This window comes from Marinobacter sp. MIT932201 (assembly GCF_047123295.1).
GTDB classification, from domain to species: domain Bacteria; phylum Pseudomonadota; class Gammaproteobacteria; order Pseudomonadales; family Oleiphilaceae; genus Marinobacter; species Marinobacter salsuginis.
The window spans coordinates 2,351,018-2,371,680 of sequence record NZ_CP138917.1; the positions used below are offsets into that span (position 1 = coordinate 2,351,018).

Sequence of the window (20,663 nt, forward strand, 5' to 3'; positions counted from 1 at the left end):
GTCTACCGGCGGCGTACCACCACGCTGCCGATGGAATAACCGGCACCGAACGAACAGATAACCCCGAGATCACCACTGACAAGATCGTCCTTGTGTTTGTGGAAGGCGATGATCGAACCGGCGGAGCTGGTGTTGGCGTATTCATCGAGGATGACCGGTGCCTCTTCCTCGGTCGCATCCCGACCCAGCACCTTCCGGGCAATCAGCTGGTTCATATTCAGATTGGCCTGGTGCAGCCACATGCGGCGGAGATCATCCGGGGCCAGAGACAGGCTTTGAAGCTGCTTCTGGATGGTCTCGGCAACCAGAGGCGATACTTCCTTGAACACTTTCCGGCCCTGCTGCACGAAGAGCTTGTCCGGTTTGCCAACGCCTGAATCGTCTGCACGGTTCAGAAACCCGAAATTGTTCCGGATGTTATTGGAGAACTTGGTCTTCAGGCTGGTACCAAGAATTTCGAAACCCTGACCCTTGGACGTATCTTCCTCACGCTCAACGAGGATGGCCGTGCAGGCGTCACCAAAAATGAAGTGGCTGTCACGGTCACGGAAATTCAGGTGGCCGGAACAGATCTCCGGGCTGACCACCAGAACGGAACGGGCACTGCCGTTCTCGACAGAGTTGACCGCTGCCTGGAGGCCGAACGTAGCTGAGCTGCAAGCCACGTTCATATCGTAGGCAAACCCCTCGATACCAAGCGCTTCCTGAACCTCGATGGACACGGCCGGATAGGCTCGCTGCAGGTTGGAGCAGGCAACGATTACGGCATCGACATCCTGTGCCGATTTGCCCGCCTGCTCCAAGGCCTCACGGCAGGCGGCCACTGCCATGTCGCATTGCACCGAAGGTTCTTCGTTGCCGCGCTCGGGGATATAGGGTTTCATGCGTTTGGGATCGAGAATGCCATCCTTGTCGATCACATGGCGTCGTTTGATGCCGGACGCTTTCTCGATAAAAGAAGAGGACGATGGCTGCAGTGGCGTCACATCGCCGCTGGCGATGGCATCTGCATTCTCGGCGTTGAACAGTTCAACATACTGGTTAAAGGCTTCGACCAGTTCGTCATTATCAATGGTTGCTGGCGGTGTGTAGAGACCGGTCCCGCTAATAACGGCTTTAATCACGCTAACCCCACGTCATGATTGTGAAAACGGGACACCAAGCGTCCCGTTTGGTTAATTCGTTCACCCACTGCCGGAAATACTAACACAGTCTCTGGGTTTTGCCCGTCAGGTATCAGTCACGGGCACCAGTCTGGTGCGCGCGGTGTTCTCTAAACTCGGGTTTTCTCCCATTGCCGGTCCAGGCGTTTAACCGATACCGTCATCACCGTGCCCAGTTGCTGTGCAAAGAACGACACCCGGAACTCCTCCAGCATCCAGCGGTAAAGGACAAGCTCCGGATCTCGAATCCCCTGCCGCTGTTGTTCGTCCCGCTTCACCGCGTAGCGGGACCAGAGGGGCTCAATGGTGTGAAGAAACTCCCGCTCACGGCCCATTTCCCGGGGCATTTTCTCAAGGCGAATCAGAGCGGCCTCAAAATAACGGCCAAATTCCGCCAACCACTCTGGCGGCGTTTCTACCAGAAAACCGGGATAGACAAGGTTCTGCAACTGGAACTTCAGGTCGGCCATGCTGTTGGCCAGCGCCAGGTTGATTTTGCCTTTTAATTGCTTCGCCACTTTCTGGTAACCGGACATCGCCTGGTACAGCCGATCATCTGCCTGCTCCAAAGCCGGAATGAAATCACCCCGATGAGTGTCGAACACCTTGTCGAAATCCTCTGCCGTCCTGGGAATTTCGCCCGCGAGAAAGTGCTGGATGGCCGTCGCCAAAAGCAGGTCGTCCAACAACACTTTTGACTGGCCCACCGGCGCGAACATCAGTGCGGACTGCTTGAAATGAGGCAGTTTTCGCTCAAGATCATCAAGCGTCCTGCCAAATCGGTTCAGAATCAACCGGGCGATAGCCTTGCGGGTGGTATCGTCCGCGGTCAGCCGATCCAGACAGCGTATCTGGCGCACCTGTTTGCCCAGATCCTCCAGGGCGGGATACACGGTCACCTGCATGCCACCTTTTTCCGTCTGGACCTCTTCTGGCAGTGAACCGAACTGCCATTCGGTGTACTCGCCGCTCGGTTCTGCTGGCGAATCATCCTGTGTTGCCGAGGCCAGTGCCTGCTCAGCCTGACCTTCAAGCTGGTGTTGCAGATCGCCGGTCTCGCGACTCTCAGCAATGGTGCGACCGCCGTCGCCCATGACCCGCAGGTTCATTCGGAGGTGTTTGGGCAATTCCGAGTCGGACCAGGCCTCGGGATCAATCTGTACCCCGGTCATTCGGCGCAACTGCTCACCCAGCTGAAGCGTCAGCGGCTCGTTGGAGGGTTGAAGATTCTCAAGAGCCGCATCCACAAAATCGGGTACCGGCACGAAGTTCCGGCGCAGAGCCTTGGGCAGAGATTTCACCAGGGCAATACACTTTTCCCTCAACAGTCCCGGAACCAGCCACTCCAAACGACGGGACGGAATCTGTTTGAGAGCCATCAGCGGAACCTGAAGCGTGACACCGTCTTTTTCGCTGGTGGGCTCGAATTCATAGCTCAGCGGATAACGAACACCCTCCCATTCCAGAAAGTCCGGATACAGGTCGGCGGCCTGGGCATCCACCGGCCGCTGGAGTATGTCGGCTTCGGTGAGCTCCAGTTCCTTCAATTGTTCAACCGACAGCCCCTTCCACCAGGTCTCGAAATGCCGACCACTGATAATGTCTGCAGGCAGGCGTTCGTCATAGAAAGCCACCAGTACCTCATCATCAACGAGCAGGTCCCGGCGCCGGGTCTTCTTCTCGAGATTCTCAACCGTATCGAGCATCTCGCGATTACGGGCGATAAAAGGCGCCTTTGACCGGTAATCACCCTCCACCAGCGCACGGCGGATGAACAGATTCCGGCATTCCGCCGGATCCACTTTGGCGTAGGGGATGCGGCGCCTGGCAACAATGTCCAGGCCGTAGAGGGTGACCTTCTCGTAGCCCATCACCTGGGCACGCTTTTGCTCCCAGTGCGGTTCGAAATAGTGGTGTTTGACGATGTGACCGGCCAGGGGCTCGATCCATTCCGGCTGAATGGAAGCCACCACCCGGGCAAACACCCGGCTGGTTTCCACAATCTCGGTGGCGACTATCCACTTCGGACTCGTTTTGGCCACCTTGGAGCCGGGAAAGATCAGCACTTTCCGGTTTCGTGTTGCCAGATATTCCTTCTTCTCCACTTTCATTGCGACCTGGCCCAGAAGACCGGCCAGAATCGCCTTGTGCAGGGCTTCGTAACTGGCGGCGTCCTTGTTCACCGTCAGCTTCTGTTCACGACAGATCAGAGTCAGTTGGCGATGGATATCCCGCCATTCCCGCATTCGCATCCAGCTCAGGAAACTTTTCTGGCAGACCTTTTTGAGCTGGTTCTGGGACAGTTCCTGACGCTGTTCTTCATAGAAGTTCCAGATGTTCAGCAGAGTGACGAAATCCGATTCCTTGTCGTTGAACGGTGCATGAGCCTGGTCCGCTGCCTGTTGTTTATCCTGGGGCCGCTCCCTCGGGTCCTGGATACTCAACCCGGCAATAATCACCAGTGTTTCCGCCAGACTGCCCAGCTCTGCGGCCGTGACCAGCATCCTGGCCAGTCTTGGATCAAGGGGCAGCCGGGCCATGGTTCGGCCAAGCCGGGTGACGCGGCGCTTATCATCCACCGCGCCCAACTCTTCCAGGAGCTTGTAGCCATCGTTGACCTGGCGCTTGTCCGGCGCCTCAAGGAACGGGAACTGCCGGATTTCGCCCAGACCTGATGTGGCCATTTGCAGAATGACGGAGGCCAGGTTGGTTCGAAGTATCTCCGGATCGGTGTATTCCGGGCGATTGATAAAATCCGTCTCATCGTAAAGCCGGAAACAGATACCCGGCGCGACCCGCCCACAACGGCCCGCCCGCTGGTTGGCGCTGGCCTGGGAAATCGGTTCCACCGGCAGTCGCTGGATCTTGGAGCGCACGCTGTAGCGGCTGATCCTGGCCACCCCGGTATCGATCACGTAACGGATGCCTGGCACCGTCAAGGAGGTTTCCGCCACGTTGGTGGAGAGCACAATCCTTCGCCCCTTGTGGGACTGAAACACCCTGTTCTGCTCAGCATTGCTCAACCGCGAATACAGCGGCAGCACTTCTGTATGCCGCAGATCCACATGGCGCAACACCTTGCTGAGATTGCGAATCTCACGCTCGCCGGGCAGGAACACCAGAATATCCCCCGGCGGCTGTTTCTGGCTGCGCTCATGCTGCTCGATCTCGTCGAGGGCACCCAGAACGCCGTCCGTCCAGCCCTGATCCCGGTCGTCCTCATCTCCGGTCAGCGGTCGGTAGCGCACGTCCACGGGATAGGTCCGGCCGCTCACCTCGATCACCGGCGCCTTGTCGAAGAATTCGCTGAACCGTTCGACTTCGATGGTCGCCGAGGTAATGATCACCTTCAGATCCGGGCGCTTGGGCAGGAGCTGACGCAGATAACCGAGCAGAAAGTCGATGTTTAGACTGCGCTCGTGGGCTTCGTCGATGATGATCGTATCGTAGCGATCCAGAAACCGGTCGTGCTGAACCTCCGCCAGCAGGATCCCGTCGGTCATCACCTTTACCCGGGACTGCTCGGAGGTGTTGTCGGTGAAGCGAACCTGATACCCGATCTGCTGGCCGGTCTGCTCACCGATTTCCTCGGCAATTCGCGCTGCCACGCTCCGCGCCGCGATGCGTCGGGGCTGGGTATGACCGATCAGCCCCCGGATCCCCCGCCCGCTGTTCATGCAGATTTTTGGAATCTGCGTGGTTTTACCGGAGCCGGTTTCCCCGGCAATGATCACCACCTGGTTATTTTCGATGGCCTCACGAATGTCGTCGACCCGTTCGGAAACCGGCAAGCCCTCCGGAAAACTGGCCGGCTTGTGCAATGCGTGTCGCTGCTGCACCTTTTCCAGCCCACGCTCAAGCCATTTCGCCATTTTTTCCAGGTCTTTCTGGCCCGGTTTCCCTTTGGTGCGGGCAACCGTTTTAACGATGCGGGCGGCCTCCTGCTGGTTGCAGGCGTCCAGCTGCTCCATCATGGCCTTCACGGCCGCCTCGGCATCAGGCTTCGGAGTCGGTGTGCTCGGATTATCGGAACGGGTGTCTGTCATTGAATTCCCGGAATAGCGCTCACTCGGATTCGATTGGGCGACAGTCTATCGGGAAAGTCGGTATCTTAAAAACGGAAAAACCCTGCCGAAGCAGGGTTCTCCTTGATCAACTGCTGGAAAGGCTTACTTGTTATTCGCCTCGTCACGCAGCTCACGGCGAAGGATCTTGCCTACATTGGTCTTGGGCAGTTCATCCCGGAACTCGAACTGCTTGGGCACTTTGTAGGCGGTGAGTCGCTCGCGACAGAACTCCTTGAGTTCATTTTCTGTCACGCCCTCAGCCGTAGGCACCAGGTAAACCTTGACCGCCTCGCCGCTCTTGGCATCAGGTACGCCAACAGCCGCACACTCGACCACCTTGGGATGGCTGCTGACCACATCTTCAATCTCGTTCGGGAACACGTTGAAGCCCGAGACGATGATCATGTCTTTCTTGCGATCCACAATGCGGATGTAACCGTCTTCCTGGATCAGCGCAATGTCGCCAGTACGCAGGTAGCCATCGTCGGTGAAGGACTTCTGGGTGTCTTCCGGACGCTGCCAGTAACCGCGCATGACCTGGGGGCCTTTGACACACAGTTCGCCGGGCTCGCCCAAAGGCGTCTCATTGCCCTCTTCATCAATGGTTTTAACCTGCGTGGACGGAATCGGAAGCCCAATGGTACCGATCTGAATAGCGCTGTGCGGATTGAAGGTCACCACAGGCGACGTCTCGGTCATGCCGAAGCCTTCGCAAATCTCGCAGCCGGTCACTCGCTCCCACATTTTGGCGGTGTCGCTGGTCAGCGCCATGCCGCCCGATGAGGTCAGTTTCAGGCTGCTGAAATCCAGGTCCTGGAAATCTTCGTTGTTGCAAAGCGCAACAAACAGTGTGTTCAGGCCAAGGAATGCGGAGAATTTGTGGTTCTTCAACTCTTTCACAAAGCCCGGGATATCCCGCGGGTTTGGAATCAAGACGTTGTGAGCACCCGCCTCAAGCATGATGCCGCAGTTCAGGGTAAAGGAATAAATGTGATAGAGCGGCAGGGGGGCAATCACCACTTCCTGCCCCTCAACCACCATGTCTTCCATCATCGGACGGGTCTGCAGCAGGTTCGCAACCAGGTTGCCGTGGGTCAGCATCGCGCCTTTCGCCACACCGGTAGTGCCACCGGTGTACTGGAGCACGGCAATGTCGTCCTGTTTGCACTCAACCGGAGTAAATTTCTCTCGGGCGCCCGCACTCAGTACTGCCGGCAGTTTGTGCGCCTGGGGCAGATTGAAGGGCGGAACCATCTTTTTGACATGCTTGATCACCGCATTCATCAGGGTGCGCTTGATAGGCGAGTGCATGTCCGCAATTTCAGTCACAATGACATGCTCAATGCCGGTGTGCGGCAGCACCTTCTCGGCGTTCTCGGCCATGTTGGCCAGAACCACCAGGGCCTTGGCACCGGAATCATTGAACTGATGTTCCATTTCCCGCGTGGTATACAGCGGGTTGGTATTCACCACAATCAGGCCAGCTCGCATGGCACCAAATACAACCACCGGATACTGGCTGACGTTCGGCATCTGCACAGCAATACGGTCGCCAGGTTTCAAATCTGTCTTGTTCTGGAGCCAGGCCGCGAAGTTACGGCTCTGGGTGTCGAGGTCACGGTATGTGAGCGTTGCGCCAACAGCACTGAATGCGGGACGGTCAGCAAATTTTTTGACCGACTGTTCGAACACATCCACCATGCTTTTGTACTTGTTCAGGTCCACCTCGCGGGGCACGCCGGCGGGGTATTTATCCTGATAGAACTGCTCAAAATCCATCACCATCTCCTGTTTGGCGCTTTTGATTGTAATGATTTACCGATGTCAAGTTGTTTAAAAAATCAACCCTACAAAAGTATCAGCCTCAAAAAAGTGGGGAGAGAATAGCAGTTTTGTAACCGATGAGGTAGTTTTCGAGACTCTGACCCGAACACCGACCAGAACACCTGTACTTTAATGCCAACAGCACGGAGCACGCGATGAGCGATACCCTTGATACTCTGGAGAATATCACCTACGACGAGCTGAATGAGGGCGACACCGCCACCTTCACGCGCACCCTCACCGAGGATGAACTGGTGCTGTTTGCAGCGGTCTCCGGTGATGTAAACCCGGTACACCTGGACGCCGAATTTGCAGCCCGTTCCATGTTCAAAGAGCGGATTGCCCATGGCATGTGGAGCGGCTCCCTGATCTCGGCTGCCCTGGCAACGGTGATGCCTGGCCCCGGTACCATCTACCTGGATCAGAGCCTGTCCTTCAAGCGCCCGGTGAAACTGGATGACACACTCACCGTAAAGCTGAAAGTCCTTCGGAAAGAACCGAAAGGCCGGGTCGTGGTCGAGTGCGATGTACGCAACCAGAACGATCAGCAGGTGGTCATAGGAGAAGCGAAGGTGATTGCCCCATCGGAGAAAGTGTCTTTGCACAAGCCCCGGCTGCCCAAAATTACCATTGAAAACTGAGTTTCTTGCATCGGGCAGTTCTCACTGACTGCCCGATCAGCCGGTTCACCCGGGCAGGAAGTCAATCGGAAATCTGACCTTCCGGGCTTCAACACTGTCAGCCCCGAAATTGAACAGCCTCACCCGCATGGCAATCCGCTGCTCGAGTTTGGGATGTTCAAGCTCTGAGCTGACCACCTCACAGGCTGAGACGGAGCCATCAGGCTCGATGACCAGTTCGAGCAAAACCTTGCCTTCCAGTGTCGGGTCCTGCCGCAGTTCCCGCTGGTACATGGAATAGAGCGCCGATTTCTGGGCATCGAAGACCTTCCGGATATTGCTCATTGCCCGTTCGCCGACCGATGGCTGGGCCTTTACGGGTCTCGCAGCCACTTCCCGGGGTTCCTCCACCGGCGCATCCACTGTTTTGACTTCATGTTCGGCCACAGCGACGTTTGTCTCCGGGGCGGTGGCGTCTGCAACACCACCACTGCCAGTCAGAACCTGCTCCGAGTCCGTGGTTGTTCTGTTTCGTTCGACGGCGTCCGTCTGTGTATTGACCGCAAACTCCCTGGCTGGTGTCTGTTCGGGCGACCTCAGTGAAGCCAGTTTGTCTCTCATGGCAAGCAGGCCGGACCGGGATGCTTTCTCCCGGGCCTGCTCGGCGGTCTGTTTGGGCTCCGGGTTGGATACGGTCTTAGTCTTGGTTTCCGGTTTCGGGGCAGCCACAGGATCTGGCTCAACCTCGGCCACTTCCGGTTCCGGCCGCTTTGGCTTCTCTTTCACCACTTCCGGTTTTTGCTCGGGCTCGAGCTCACGTTCCGGCTGGACCGGCTCCGGTGACATGACCGGTTTCGGCTTTTCCACGAGGCGCGCCAGCCGGGGCGGAACCTTCTCGGCCTCGCTGCGTTCAATCTCCGGTACTTCCATCATCGGGACCAGGAACGCCGGCGGCAGGAACAGCGCCAGCATCACCACCATAATAACCGCGAATCTTCGACGTTCGCCGAGGTCACTGCTCCATGGCAACCCCGAACCGGCCAACGGGGAATGTGCGTTGTCAGCCATTGCGGACCTCCCCTTCCACGGCCAGACGTACCCGCCGATATTGTTCATCCACACAGGTCTGCATGACCTTGCGAAGCAGCCGATAATCGGTATCCCGCCCAGCCATAATGGTCACCTCAAGCCCCTCCTCCGGGATTTCGGACCAGCGATTACGGCGCCAGGAAAGCTCTTCCGAAAGGCCGGAGATATAGGTGTCACCGGTCTCGATACCCTCCAGTCTTGCCACTTCGCTGCCCTGGACCAGAATGGCATTGCCCGTTACCTGAACTGTCAGGCTCTCAACAGCCTCCTGTTGGGCCGTGGACTTGGGCAATGGCACATCTGCGGTGTTCTGCATCACTTTCACATCCGAGGAATTCACCATCAGGAAAAAAACCAGGATGGTGAAGATGTCCATCAGCGATACCAGGTTCAGACCACCGGGCTTGTGCATCCGGCCGTAATGCCGATGAATTCTTTTCGCCTTGCGGGACGTTTTCATGCCCCCTCTCCTGCTTGGGCACTGGCGTTTGCCGCAAGTTGTCTGCCTTCAGGCGCATTCATCAGCGAGACATCAGGAAACAGCTCCCCCTCCACCACGCTGGCAGCAACCACGGCGGGATACGAGCGAACGGTATCCATTGCTGTAACCAGTGTCTGGTAATCGATGTCCGGTCCTACCTCGAGCACCACGTCGGTTTTATCCGGCACCCGAGTCTTGATCTGGCGGAGAACCGTTCGGAGACCCTCGAAATCCTGCCCCTGCTGATCCACGGGAAGCACCCGGATCAGACCTCGACTGCTATCTGCGATCTCGATACCTTCCGGAATGAGGGTAACAACAAGCCGTAACTCCTCTGGCTCCGGTGTCTGCCCTGCTTCCATACCCGGAAAATTCAGCTCGATCATCCGGACCTGGCTGAACACCATGCCAAGCAGCAAAACCGGAACCAACACAATCATGAGATTTAGAAAGGCGGTGATATCCAGTTCCGGCGATGTACTTAACCTGCGGTGACGGCGTCTCATGGCATCGACTCAGGCAGCGGATGGCCGGGCGGCACTGCCCGCAACAGGGGTCGAACCAGAATCAGAGACCATGTTAAGCAACTTCACGCCGGCCATCTCGAAACTGTCCACAATCTCATTGGTCCGTGTTTGCAGTACTGCATGGAACATGAGTAGAGGGATAGCCGACATCAGACCGAAGGCTGTGGTATTCATGGCCACTGAAATACTCTCGGACAGCAAGCTGGCTTTCTGGGAAGGGTCTGCCGCCGCCACTGCGGTAAACGCCGCAATAAGACCAATAATGGTTCCCAGCAGGCCAAGCAGAGTGGCGATATTGGCAAGGGTCGCCAGGTATTGGGTGCGTTTCTCCAGGCGCGGCAGTACTTCCATCAAGCCTTCTTCCATGGCGTATTCAATATCCTCTCGCCGGCTGTTGCTAAGCAACCGGCCGATCCCGGCGCCCATGATCGAGGCAATCGCACTATCGGAATTAGTGGCCGCTTTCATGGCCCGCTGATAATCCCGCTTCCTGAGTAGCGGCAGGATGCCTTGCTCAAAGGCAATCCGGTTGCGCCGTCTCACCGCCGAGAGATAGAAGAACCGTTCCAGAGTGATGGCCAGCCCCAACGCCAGTACGATGGCAATGGGGTACATGAAAGGCCCGCCTTCCTGGAAAAAACGTACGATGGTGTCCAGCATGATTATTCTCCCGTTATTACTGCGCAGTCACCGCTGAGCCCCAAGGGGACTCAGGATCAGAGGGTTGAGGTTTTCGCGGAACAGACGGTGTCGCTCCAGGGCGACCGGATCAGCCGGACGCACCAGTTCCGGCGCTTCATCATTCAGATCTGCCCTTGGTCTCCGTGGCAAGCTTGGCGCCTGCCAGGGCAATATGTAGAGTACCCGGGGCTCGTCTTCGCCAAGACTTGCAGACAGGCCTTCAACACTGAGCCGGACCGTGTCACCCTGATCCGCCTGTACCGGCGTAATAACCAGTATCTGAAGGCCTGCAAACACCAGTGCGGCAAAGACAGCTTTGGCGGCTTTTTGAATTTCAACCATTTATTCCAGCCTCCGTTCCAGATCCGCAATCCAGCCGGCCACTTGTTGGTCGTCTTCTTCCGTCAGCTCCCGGTAACGGCTGTAGTGCAAAAGGGCTGTTTCCAGATCCAGCAGATAGAGTTCAGCGATTACCGCCAAATTGAAATGCAGCTCCGCCACATCTGGTGAATGGACGAGGCCTGCTTTCAACAACTTGGCCGCTTCTGCGAACCGGTGCTGGTCCTTGAGCACGAGCGCCAGATTGTTCACGGTTACAGCGTTGGTCGGGTCCAACTCCACGGCTTTTTTCCAGGCCTTTACAGCCGTCCCCTTCCGGCCCTCTTCGAAAGCAGTGCGACCTTCTTTTTCAAACTTTGCGGCCAGTTCCGGATCCGTCTTGACGGACTCCTCGGGCTGCCGGATTTCCTGACCGGCACAACCACCCAGAACCAAGAGCAAAAGGAGTACCGAGCGCAGTACTGTTTTACGAAACGGATTAAACGTCATCCTTCGACCTCATGTTCCAACTGAGCCATTTGACGCTTCGCTCGTAGCGACCTGGATGCAGTTCCGCAAGAACGCCAAGGCTTCGCCCGATCCAGGCATCGTAGCCTTCCGATGCGATCCGGCGGTGGTTTTCGGTGTGCAGTTGAATCGCCTTTTCTTCGAAGGGGTAAGCCTCCTCTTCCAGCAGCATCTGGTACTGCATGGCCTCAAGCTCATTCAGGTCCGAAGGGATGGTTGAGGTCATCAGGTCTTTGGCCAGGCCCCGGTAGAGCTCTGCCCTGCGGAACAAAGACTCAGACAGGACGCGCTCGCCACCGAGGGCTTCGGCATCGAGAAATCGCTGTCTGGCCGCTTCCAGGGCATTCTGTTTGCGGTCCAGTGATTGCTCCAGAGGCTGGCTCAGGCTGATACTGGTGAACACCGCCGCTGCCCGGGCGCCAAGCACCAGGGATGCACGGGATGACCACTCAAGTGTGTCTGCACTGTGCCAGGCACTGTCCAGCTCTGCCTGAACCAGGGCTTCCCGCCAGGAGTCCGGATCGTCACCCGTCTCTACCAGGCGATAACGGAATGTCTGAAGCCGCTCATGCTCAGATCCGTCGGCAGCTTCCGGACCCGTTGCAAGGTAATCCACGTACAGGGCATTCCGTTCGGCAATATTTCCGGCCTCATTCAGCAATTCTGCGGCGCGCATCCGCAGGCCCCAGGGGTTGGCGCTATTGTCAGCGGCCTGAAGTAATTCTGATGCCGCCTGGGTCGGTTTATCGGACTGAATCCAGGCATGTACCAGCTTGTCACTGATACCCGCAGCCAGTTCGTGTTGCGGGTGGTCGGCACGAAACGCCTGCAGGTCCGCCACAGCGGCTGCCCAGTCTGATGCCTTCAGCAAGGTATTGGCGGCGTCGTACCGTGCCCGAATGGCGATTTCCGAGCCGGGTAACACTGAATCAACCCGCCGGAAGTGACCTACAGCCTCTCTGAACCTGCCACGAGAGGCTGCCATCTCTCCCTGGCGATAGACCGCCGTCGCCAGTTGCCGGCGAACGGCCGCCCGCTGTTCGTCGGTCACATCTTCTAGCTGATCGCCCTCCGCAAGATCCAGCGCCCGATTCCAGGCCCGCTCTGCCAACCCATACTCACCTTCCTTCTGGCGAATCCGGGCCGTCACCTGCCAGGCTGTATATTGCTCCGCCGGCGACGCCCCGGCTGCCGTGAGAACCTGAGACGCGTAATGCAGTGCCCGCTCATGGTTGCCTACTGCAAGCCAGCGGGAGCCCAGATCCGCCATGAGGCCTGAAATCCGGGCATCATCGGCGAAACGCTCTTCAAAGCGATTGGCTTCGTTTGAGAGATCCTGCAGTTCGGGCCTGAATGCAGCAGTCGGGAGCTTTTGGTCGACACCGTCTCTTAACAGGATGACTGCGGCCCAGGCAGCATCAGCCGCCTCGTTGTAACCGGGCGCTTCGTAGGCAGCCTTGCGAAAGTTCACCAGCGCCTTCGCAAACTGCCCTGCCTGAAGTCGAGCATCTCCGGCTAGGCGCAGGATCTCTCCACTCTGAGCTACCCTGGGCGCCAGTCCTTCATAGTAGGCAGCGGCAATTGCAAAGGCCTGACCGGAAGCTGCATCCTGCCCCTGCTCCGCAGCACGGCCACCCAGGTCATAGTGATAGTCCGCCAGGCGCTTGCTGTAACTCCGCCATTTGTCGCTCTGGTCCCCATTCAGCTCAGCAAACGCCGGTTCCGCGCCATAAGTCTCAACGAATCGAGCCCGGGCAGCGCGAACCTGCTCAACGTCACCGGCCGCCTGCCATACATCCACCACCTGCAACAGGAAGGCTGGAACCGAATTGTGATTGGGGGAATACTCAATGAAGGCCTTGTTGGCGGCGACACTGGCCCGGGTGTCGCCAAGGATGGCGTAATAGTCCGCGAGGCGGTCAAACAGAAGATGTTCCCAGGGACGCGGCCGTTCTCTATCCAGCCAGGAAATCAGGGTGTCCGGGCCGCTGTTTCGTGCGGCCATTAATGCCAGGACCCGAAAGGTATCGTCGATGGTATCAACGCTGGACTCACTGACCGACTCCAGGCTCTGTTCCTGCGGTAAAAACTCATCCAGAACCTCGACGAAGGTTGCGGCAGCCCTGTTCCAGGCAGACGGCCCCTGCTTGAACTGGCTCCAACCAAGCATGTATCTGGCCTTTGTGCTGAATTCTTCGCTGTCATCGGATGTAACCAGGTGACGGTAGCCGTTTTCTGCCTCGGCGTACTGGCCAGCGGCAAAGGCGGATTCTGCCAATCGGAACCTTGCCTCCGGTACCAGAGGCGATTGAGGGTATAGCCCGATCAGCTGTTTCAGCCTCTGGATAGACGCATCCTGTTGTCCTGTCAGGGCATGGGCCTTGGCCATCTGGTAAAGCAGTTCATCCAGCCGGCCACCATAGGAGCCGCGCTCCAGAATCGACTCGTAACTGCTGATTGCCTCGCTGTAGACCCTTTCCTCTTCAACCGGAGAGAACCCGATATCTTCACCTGAACGATCCCGGATATTGCTTAGACGGTTAAGGGCATCAATCCTCACCTCCGGTTCGTCAGATGTCCGGAACAGGCGGTGATAACGCCGGGCAACTTCCGAGGGCGAGATAGCCGGCATGGGCCGGCTTTCAAAGGTCAGGAAAACCGGACGCATATCCCCGATGGTCTCGCCGTCCCTGCCCAGCTCCACACGGAAGGATTCCTGAGCCATAGCCGGCGCAACCAGAAGCAGGGAGAGACAGAGGCTCTGGATCGGCCGGATCATGGCTTTGTTTCCTCCAGATTCTGGAGGGCAAGATATTCATACAGGTGAGCAATCTGTTGTTCAGTTTTGTCCAGTGCAAAGGCCATCTGCTGGTCCCTGGCCTCGACATAATCCAGAGCCAATTCGTCCAGCGCCGCTTCAGATGCCCGGAGCAACTGAAGCACAGACGAAGCCAGCGCTTCATTGCGCTCTGTCAGCACGGCAGCTGTGTGACGTAAACGTTCCAGGATTTCAGGTTGCCCCGATGCATTGCTCCTGACCTGATTCAACCGCGTCTGGGCGTCCGAGAGGGTTTTCCGGAGGGCCTGGATACGGGCTTGCCCGCCAGGACTGGCGTTATCCGCGAGCCGCTGGAGCCGTGCACCGAGCTCTTCACCTTTAGCAATCAGATCAGCTGTGCGTTGCCTGGAGCCCTGCTCCTGAATGCCGACCAGCTGTTCGGTCAGCGCTTCCTGAAATACCTCAAGGTCGTGCCCATAACGTTCCAGTTTCGCGGCCATCAAGCGAAGAGCTGCCACCCTCCCCGCAGCGGTCTGGGCATTCATCTCTTCCAGGAACCCCAGGAGGTAGGCCATCCGCGGCTGGGTCAATGTGCGACTGTCTGCAAGAAACCAGTCGACCCCGGTTTCCCGGGCATCTTCCACCAGGGTTTTGTAGGCCCCTTGTTCGCGAACCTTTCCCGCCAGTTTGCGGAGAGTCACCCGCTCACTCTCAAAGGCGGCGTTGGCGGCCAGATAGGCTTCACCGGCCTGCCCGAGATAGCCGGATAGGTCGTAGCCCCTGCCCATGCCAATCCAGGCGTCAGCGACACCGGGGTACGCCAGAGGATACTTCCGGGCCCGGTGCCAGCTCTGCATCGCGGCCCGATGATTGCCTTTTTCAGCCAGGGCGAGACCATGAAGATACAGTGCCCTGGGGGTGTTAAAGCTATCGAGATCGACCTTCTCCAGGAAGCTTATCGCCTTGTCAAACTCGCCATGCTGGTAAGCAAGGTAGCCCGCCCGAACCAGCAGATTATTCTTCAGGTGCTCGCTGCGACCGGAATTGTCGTCGCCCTCGGACATGGCTAACGCTACCCGCAGAGCAACCAGCGCCCTGGCCGGGTTGAGATCGGTTTTCGCGTAATCGCTGGCAAGATTGAGGTAACCCAGAGCCGCCCAGTAGCCTTCTTTCATTCCGGCCAGGATTCGCCCGGCCTCTTCGGTACGACCCTCGGTCCTTGCCTTTTCCGCGGCTTCGAAGAGCGCTTGCTGTCGGCCCTCACCAAGGTTGACGCCAACATCCCCGGCCTGTCGGAATTCCGTGAGGCCAGAACGAAGTTCGTCCGGCATTGCTGGCGTAGCGGCTGAGGAAGACCCGCAGACAGTCAGAAGTACCGGAACCAGCAGGACCCGCAACACCATGACGCCCTACTCCCACTCCACGAAAGAAACCCGGGGTTCGTAATCGGGAGCCCGGGCTTCAAGGCTTAGTTGCAGACGCAGAACGCCGGGGCGTTTTCTGAACCGGTGCGTGGATTCCCGACGCACAAAATCATCATCGGCAGAGCGAGCTGTAATGACCGTTTTCAACTCATGCTCGCCGTTTGCCAGATTCCCGGTGAACAACTGCTGTATTCCGCCCCGTTCAAGTGAAGCTCGCTCTCTGTCGGAATACAGGTGGGAGGCCACTGGCTGGCCATTCACAAACAGCTCGACGGAATCGAGATCGAGGGCATCGCGGCTTTGAAGTGTCAGAAAAACTGCCAGCCGGGTATTGGCTGGGTGCAGCACCTTTTGTTCGAGGACAAAAACGCGCTCGGAGTGACTGGCGACCTCGGCGCTCAGGCGTTCGAGCTCTTCATCAAGCCCGGCCGCTGGTATTGCGGGAGCGGTCAGCAATGCAAGAATAACGGATCCGATGGCCACTACCCTTCGATGTGCTATCCGGCGCCTTTGTGTTTGTTGTGTGCCGAACATAAGCCTCCTGCCCTTGCAGCCTCTGTAACTCATGAAAACTTCTGTAACAGATCGGCAGAAAGCGTAACACTTGGTAACCTTCAAGAACGGTATCCAGATCACCAAATGAAAAACGCGAGTTCGGCAGTTCGAAATTGAGAAGAGTGTCGAGTTATTTGACGGTATTCAGGAGGGGAGGAAAATCAGAACCCGGAATTCGCATAACTGGATTTTTAAACGACTGTTTTAACAGCCTTTAATCCAACTGGCCCTGTATTTGCTCTCTGGAAAGCGGCGGGAAAGCCTTCAGGCAACCCCGCTTGATATGCCGAGCTTTGCCGATGCCCTCAACCGCATCGGCTTTTTTTATTTACTCAGTTGCTTCATGGCCGATTCCAGGCCTTCAACCGTTAGCGGGTACATGTGGTCGTTAACCAGTTGCTTGGTCATTCCCAACGACCCTCCATTGCCCCAGTAACTCTCCGGGAGCGGATTGATCCAAACAACCTTCCGAAAATGTTCGGTGATACGCTGGAACCAGGTGGCGCCCGCTTCTTCGTTCCAGTGCTCGATCGAGCCACCGGGATGGGAGATCTCGTAGGGAGCCATCGTTGCGTCACCCACAAAGATCACTTTGTAGTCGGGCGTGTACTTGTGAAGGATGTCCCAGGTGCTGGTGGTTTCGTTCATTCGGCGGATATTGTTCTTCCAGACACTCTCATAGATGAAATTGTGGAAGTAAAAATATTCCATATGCTTGAACTCCAGCCGCGCGGCCGAGAACAGTTCCTCGCACACACGAACGTGGGGATCCATGGAGCCGCCGACATCAAAGAAGATCAACACTTTCACCGCGTTATGCCGTTCAGGCACCATTTTCAGGTCCAGATAGCCGGCATTGCGAGCTGTCGAACGGATGGTGTCATCCATATCCAGCTGATCCGCCGCGCCCTGTCGGGCGAACTTCCGTAGCCGGCGTAGTGCCACCTTGATATTCCGAATGCCGAGGGTCACGCTGTCGTCCAGATCCTTGAACTCGCGCTTTTCCCAGACTTTCACTGCCCTGCCGTGGCGACCGTTTTTCTGGCCGATCCGGAAACCCTCCGGGTTGTATCCGTTGGCGCCGAATGGTGAGGTGCCACCGGTGCCAATCCATTTGTTGCCGCCAGCGTGTCGTTCCTGCTGCTCCTCCATCCGCTTTTTGAAGGTTTCAATCAACTCCTCAAGGCCGCCCAGAGAATCGATTTTGGCCTTCTCTTCCTCAGACAGGTGCTTCTCGAACTCGGCCCGCAACCAGTCGTCAGGAATCAGGGCTTCCAGCAAGTCGTCGAGGTTCTCGATACCTTCAAAGTAAGCCTGGAAGGCACGGTCAAACTTGTCGAAGTGGCGCTCGTCCTTGACGAGGCAAAGACGGGACAGGTAATAGAACTCCTCCATATCCGCAAAGGCAAGCCGCTTCTGCAGGGCTTCCAGAAGATCCAGAAACTCTCTCAGGCTGGCAGGCACCCTCGCGCGCCGGACATCAAGAAAAAAATCAATCAACATAAAACGTGACTCTTGCCAATGAGCTTGCCGAGAATCAGCTGCGACGACGGGCCATGAAAGCGAGCTTCTGCAGCAGGTGCACATCCTGCTCGTTCTTCACCAGGGCCCCGTAAAGCGGCGGCAGCGCCGAGCTGGTATCCTTCTCCTGCAACATTTTCGCAGACAGCTCATCGGCCATCAGCAGTTTCAGCCAGTCAATCAGCTCCGAGGTAGACGGCTTCTTCTTCAGGCCCGGGACCTTGCGCACATCAAAGAAAACTTCCAGGGCATCGCGAACGATTTCCTGCTGCAAGCCCGGGAAATGTACGTCCACGATATTCTGCATGGTGTCGTGGTCCGGGAAGCTGATGTAGTGGAAGAAACACCGGCGCAGGAAGGCATCCGGCAATTCCTTCTCGTTGTTACTGGTGATCACCACGATCGGGCGTTTCTTTGCCTTTACGGACTGCTGGGTCTCGTAGACGAAGAACTCCATCCGGTCGAGTTCCAGCAACAGGTCGTTGGGGAATTCGATATCCGCCTTGTCGATCTCGTCGATCAGCAGCACAACCTGCTCGTCAGCCTCAAAGGCCTCCCAGAGCTTGCCCTTTACGATGTAGTTGCTGATGTCTTTGACCTTTTCATCACCAAGTTGGGAGTCCCTCAGGCGGGAAACCGCATCGTATTCGTAAAGACCCTGCTGAGCCTTGGTGGTGGACTTGATATGCCAGGGAATAAGCTTCATGCCCAGGCCGGCGGCCATTTCCTCCGCCAGCAGGGTTTTCCCGGTGCCCGGCTCGCCTTTGATCAACAGCGGACGCTGAAGCGCAATTGCTGCGTTGACGGCCATTTGCAGGTCATCGGTGGCTACGTACTTCTCGGTACCGGTAAACTTCATGCTCTGGTTCCTGTTGGTTACTTTTTCTGGTCTTTCTGATCAGGCTTTTTCTTTGGATCGTCTTCGGGCAATCCGGACTCATCCTGATCATAATCGGGTAAATCGTCGAACTCGGACAAATCGAAATCCTCAAGCCCGAACTCTTCCTCGTCATCTTCTTCCGGCTCATCAGCGTCGGACGGATCGGCGACATCCTCCAACTCAGGGATATCCTCATCCGTCTCTGCAGGCTCTTCTTCCACCGGAGTATCGGCCACTGGAATGTCCTCTTCCAGGTCATCGGCCGATTCCATCCCGGATTCAGAAAGCGCTTCATCTTCCGCTTTCAGAGTGGCCTCATGCTCATCAATCACGGCTTCCAGCTCGGACATATCATCTTCTGGCGCCTCCTCGGTGACCTCCGGAATCTCCTCGATTTCGGCATCCTCTTCCAGCTGAGGGCTTTCTTCCGGCTCAAGGCTTTCTTCTGGCTGAGGTCTTTCTTCTGGCTGAGGGCTCTCCTCTTGCTGGAGATTGTCCTCTGCATCGACGCTGGCCTCCGGCACAGGCTCCGGTTGAGGCTCTTCCTGCAGATCCTCAAGCGTTTCTCGTTCTGCGGCGGCCTCTGCCTGCTCCTGCTGGCGTTGCTTCCGCTGGCGAAGTGCAAACCACACCAGGCCTCCGATCAGAACCACACCACCGCCAGCTGCTGCGATCATCCACAAGGGTACTGCAAAGCCGGTTTCCGTTTCTTCCGGCCCCTCAGGCGCCGGCGCGGGCTCCGGTGCCGACGGCGTCACCGGCTCCTCTGCCTGGCTCACATCAATGGGCGATGAAATCGCAGGTTCAGGCTCGGATTGCTCCGGCTCGGATACGGGCGGCTCCGGCTCAGATTGCTCGGAGGCGGGCTCCGATTCAATTACCTCGGGCTCCACCTGTTCAAATGGCTGATCGGCAGGTTCCGTCCCTTCAGGTACCGTGAACCCGACAGTCGCACTGAACTTGCGGCTGAAGGTCTGGCCGTCGGCAACGACATCAAAAGTGTAGAGGCCAGCGGCCGGCAATCGACTCACCGTATCCCGATAGGTGCCATCTTCTGGCGGCTGTTCACCAGACAATACTTTGGTTCCGCTCCGGCCATCTTCCGAGGTGATACTGAGGCTGACCTCAATCACACCCAGAAAATCAGGATTGGTGATTTTCTCCCCTTCCTCGAAAAAACCAACCCGGATGTTCAGCGGGTCCTCTGCGGTAAACGACGGTGGTAGTGGATTAACCACCATCCTGAGATCGCTGACCACCGTTACCCGGCTGCCCTCGCCCAGCTCGCCATTGATACGCCATTGCCCGGCCAACGGCTCATTGACCGTGATCAGGTCATAGCCCGCTTCCCTGGCCCAGCGGACATTATCGGGAAATTCAGAAAGATTGACGGTCTGCTCATCCGGGCGCACCAGGGCAAGCTCCCGTGTTGCGGAGGTCTCGGACTCGCCCCAGAAAATCAGGGCGGTAAATTCACTGACGCCCTCGTCTACAGTGAAACCGTTGCCCTCAATCGGAATCTGCTCCTGGGGTACCGCGGTGTTCAGGGCCTGGAGAAACGCCAGGTTCAGTGCATCCGCCGTATCGGCCACCTGGAAACGGCCACCGGATTCCGTCGCCAACGCCTTCAGAAAGTCAGTATCGGCAGCCTCTGACAGGGCTACAGGGTGAAACGTGGCGCCCCGCTCGATGAGATCCGCCACAATCGTGTCCAGAATCCGTTTTTCTTCTGCCGTATTGGCGGCGGCATCGTCGGAGATATCGACCTTGCCATCAGTTAGCAGGATAAAGTGGGTCTGCCCCAGATCGCCATCCGTGAAATAGTCATCGCTTGCCGTCTCAATAGCCGCGCCAAGGTTGGTTCTGAGGGCAACGGAATTGATCTGCGCGGAACGCTGGATGGCCATATCCCGCCAGGTATCGGTCACCTCCTGGTGCGGCACCAGCATGTTGACGTACTGTCCGAACGTCCAGACACCGGCACTGGCTCCCTCTGGCAACAGCCGGGCGAGCAAACGAACGGCAGGTTGACGCAGATTCTCCGGATCGGTCTCTTTCATGGAACCCGAGATATCGACAATGATCCGCACGTCCGACTGTTCTGGCAGTTGAACGTCGTCGCTCTCCTGGGCGCCAAGCCCGCCAGACAAGCTGAGCGCGAGAAAAACCGCGAACAGGCCCAACCATCTCGATGTCATCTCTCTCA

The 20,663-nt window shown here is 57.4% G+C and carries 16 protein-coding genes; 1 reads left to right on the forward strand and 15 read right to left on the reverse strand.

The window, feature by feature from the left end:
- Positions 1-2: 2 nt before the first annotated feature.
- The 3 genes from SIC15_RS10655 to SIC15_RS10665 all read right to left on the reverse strand — a co-directional run bounded on the left by SIC15_RS10655 (position 3) and on the right by SIC15_RS10665 (position 7,009).
- Positions 3-1,124, reverse strand: coding sequence for a beta-ketoacyl-ACP synthase III (locus tag SIC15_RS10655; protein ID WP_412535825.1), 1,122 nt, complete (start codon positions 1,122-1,124; stop codon positions 3-5).
- 149 nt (positions 1,125-1,273) lie between these two features.
- A complete protein-coding gene (gene hrpA, locus SIC15_RS10660) occupies positions 1,274-5,209 on the reverse strand; it encodes an ATP-dependent RNA helicase HrpA (protein WP_412535826.1) in 3,936 nt (1,311 codons plus the stop codon).
- Positions 5,210-5,332: 123 nt separating this feature from the next.
- Positions 5,333-7,009 (reverse strand): long-chain fatty acid--CoA ligase, encoded by a 1,677-nt coding sequence (locus SIC15_RS10665; protein WP_412535827.1) that lies wholly within the window; start codon positions 7,007-7,009, stop codon positions 5,333-5,335.
- A gap of 200 nt (positions 7,010-7,209) precedes the next feature.
- Between SIC15_RS10665 and SIC15_RS10670 the strand changes: the two genes are divergently transcribed.
- On the forward strand, positions 7,210-7,695 hold the full coding sequence (locus SIC15_RS10670; RefSeq protein ID WP_412535828.1) for a MaoC/PaaZ C-terminal domain-containing protein: 486 nt from the start codon (positions 7,210-7,212) through the stop codon (positions 7,693-7,695).
- Positions 7,696-7,740: 45 nt separating this feature from the next.
- Here the strand turns inward: SIC15_RS10670 and SIC15_RS10675 are convergent, their stop codons facing one another.
- The 12 genes from SIC15_RS10675 to SIC15_RS10730 all read right to left on the reverse strand — a co-directional run bounded on the left by SIC15_RS10675 (position 7,741) and on the right by SIC15_RS10730 (position 20,655).
- Positions 7,741-8,742: an AgmX/PglI C-terminal domain-containing protein gene (locus SIC15_RS10675; protein WP_412535829.1), complete on the reverse strand. Its 1,002-nt coding sequence runs from the start codon at positions 8,740-8,742 to the stop codon at positions 7,741-7,743.
- Positions 8,735-9,223, reverse strand: a complete 489-nt coding sequence (locus tag SIC15_RS10680; protein WP_069183509.1) for an ExbD/TolR family protein — start codon at positions 9,221-9,223, stop codon at positions 8,735-8,737. Before SIC15_RS10680 ends, SIC15_RS10675 begins: the two co-directional genes overlap by 8 nt.
- Positions 9,220-9,750, reverse strand: a complete 531-nt coding sequence (locus SIC15_RS10685; RefSeq protein ID WP_349343090.1) for an ExbD/TolR family protein — start codon at positions 9,748-9,750, stop codon at positions 9,220-9,222. The genes SIC15_RS10680 and SIC15_RS10685 overlap by 4 nt, the downstream gene beginning before the upstream one ends.
- Positions 9,751-9,759: 9 nt before the next feature.
- A complete protein-coding gene (locus tag SIC15_RS10690) occupies positions 9,760-10,431 on the reverse strand; it encodes a MotA/TolQ/ExbB proton channel family protein (RefSeq protein ID WP_209397174.1) in 672 nt (223 codons plus the stop codon).
- Between the two features lie 27 nt (positions 10,432-10,458).
- Entirely contained in the window at positions 10,459-10,794 is a 336-nt protein-coding gene (locus SIC15_RS10695) for a hypothetical protein (RefSeq protein WP_412535830.1), read from the reverse strand.
- On the reverse strand, positions 10,795-11,280 hold the full coding sequence (locus SIC15_RS10700; RefSeq protein ID WP_412535831.1) for a tetratricopeptide repeat protein: 486 nt from the start codon (positions 11,278-11,280) through the stop codon (positions 10,795-10,797).
- Positions 11,270-14,077 (reverse strand): tetratricopeptide repeat protein, encoded by a 2,808-nt coding sequence (locus tag SIC15_RS10705; protein WP_412535832.1) that lies wholly within the window; start codon positions 14,075-14,077, stop codon positions 11,270-11,272. The genes SIC15_RS10700 and SIC15_RS10705 overlap by 11 nt, the downstream gene beginning before the upstream one ends.
- Positions 14,074-15,480, reverse strand: coding sequence for a hypothetical protein (locus SIC15_RS10710; RefSeq protein ID WP_412535833.1), 1,407 nt, complete (start codon positions 15,478-15,480; stop codon positions 14,074-14,076). Before SIC15_RS10710 ends, SIC15_RS10705 begins: the two co-directional genes overlap by 4 nt.
- A 6-nt stretch (positions 15,481-15,486) precedes the next feature.
- Positions 15,487-16,035, reverse strand: coding sequence for an AraC family transcriptional regulator (locus SIC15_RS10715; RefSeq protein WP_412535834.1), 549 nt, complete (start codon positions 16,033-16,035; stop codon positions 15,487-15,489).
- A gap of 345 nt (positions 16,036-16,380) precedes the next feature.
- Positions 16,381-17,559, reverse strand: coding sequence for a vWA domain-containing protein (locus SIC15_RS10720; RefSeq protein WP_412535835.1), 1,179 nt, complete (start codon positions 17,557-17,559; stop codon positions 16,381-16,383).
- A gap of 34 nt (positions 17,560-17,593) precedes the next feature.
- The gene (locus tag SIC15_RS10725; RefSeq protein ID WP_069183500.1) at positions 17,594-18,436 is read right to left on the reverse strand and encodes an AAA family ATPase; all 843 of its coding nucleotides are present in this window, start codon (positions 18,434-18,436) and stop codon (positions 17,594-17,596) included.
- 17 nt (positions 18,437-18,453) lie between these two features.
- The gene (locus SIC15_RS10730) at positions 18,454-20,655 is read right to left on the reverse strand and encodes a VWA domain-containing protein (protein ID WP_412535836.1); all 2,202 of its coding nucleotides are present in this window, start codon (positions 20,653-20,655) and stop codon (positions 18,454-18,456) included.
- Positions 20,656-20,663: the final 8 nt, after the last annotated feature.

Bases quoted from the DNA above. Each gene is read 5' to 3' on its own strand.
- SIC15_RS10685 (WP_349343090.1), bottom strand. From the start codon at position 9,750: ATGAGACGCCGTCACCGCAGGTTAAGTACATCGCCGGAACTGGATATC.
- SIC15_RS10725 (WP_069183500.1), bottom strand. From the start codon at position 18,436: ATGAAGTTTACCGGTACCGAGAAGTACGTAGCCACCGATGACCTGCAA.
- SIC15_RS10675 (WP_412535829.1), bottom strand. From the start codon at position 8,742: ATGGCTGACAACGCACATTCCCCGTTGGCCGGTTCGGGGTTGCCATGG.
- SIC15_RS10665 (WP_412535827.1), bottom strand. From the start codon at position 7,009: ATGGATTTTGAGCAGTTCTATCAGGATAAATACCCCGCCGGCGTGCCC.
- SIC15_RS10670 (WP_412535828.1), top strand. From the start codon at position 7,210: ATGAGCGATACCCTTGATACTCTGGAGAATATCACCTACGACGAGCTG.
- SIC15_RS10715 (WP_412535834.1), bottom strand. From the start codon at position 16,035: ATGTTCGGCACACAACAAACACAAAGGCGCCGGATAGCACATCGAAGG.
- SIC15_RS10680 (WP_069183509.1), bottom strand. From the start codon at position 9,223: ATGAAAACGTCCCGCAAGGCGAAAAGAATTCATCGGCATTACGGCCGG.
- SIC15_RS10700 (WP_412535831.1), bottom strand. From the start codon at position 11,280: ATGACGTTTAATCCGTTTCGTAAAACAGTACTGCGCTCGGTACTCCTT.
- SIC15_RS10695 (WP_412535830.1), bottom strand. From the start codon at position 10,794: ATGGTTGAAATTCAAAAAGCCGCCAAAGCTGTCTTTGCCGCACTGGTG.
- SIC15_RS10720 (WP_412535835.1), bottom strand. From the start codon at position 17,559: ATGTTGATTGATTTTTTTCTTGATGTCCGGCGCGCGAGGGTGCCTGCC.
- SIC15_RS10690 (WP_209397174.1), bottom strand. From the start codon at position 10,431: ATGCTGGACACCATCGTACGTTTTTTCCAGGAAGGCGGGCCTTTCATG.
- hrpA (WP_412535826.1), bottom strand. From the start codon at position 5,209: ATGACAGACACCCGTTCCGATAATCCGAGCACACCGACTCCGAAGCCT.
- SIC15_RS10705 (WP_412535832.1), bottom strand. From the start codon at position 14,077: ATGATCCGGCCGATCCAGAGCCTCTGTCTCTCCCTGCTTCTGGTTGCG.
- SIC15_RS10710 (WP_412535833.1), bottom strand. From the start codon at position 15,480: ATGGTGTTGCGGGTCCTGCTGGTTCCGGTACTTCTGACTGTCTGCGGG.
- SIC15_RS10730 (WP_412535836.1), bottom strand. From the start codon at position 20,655: ATGACATCGAGATGGTTGGGCCTGTTCGCGGTTTTTCTCGCGCTCAGC.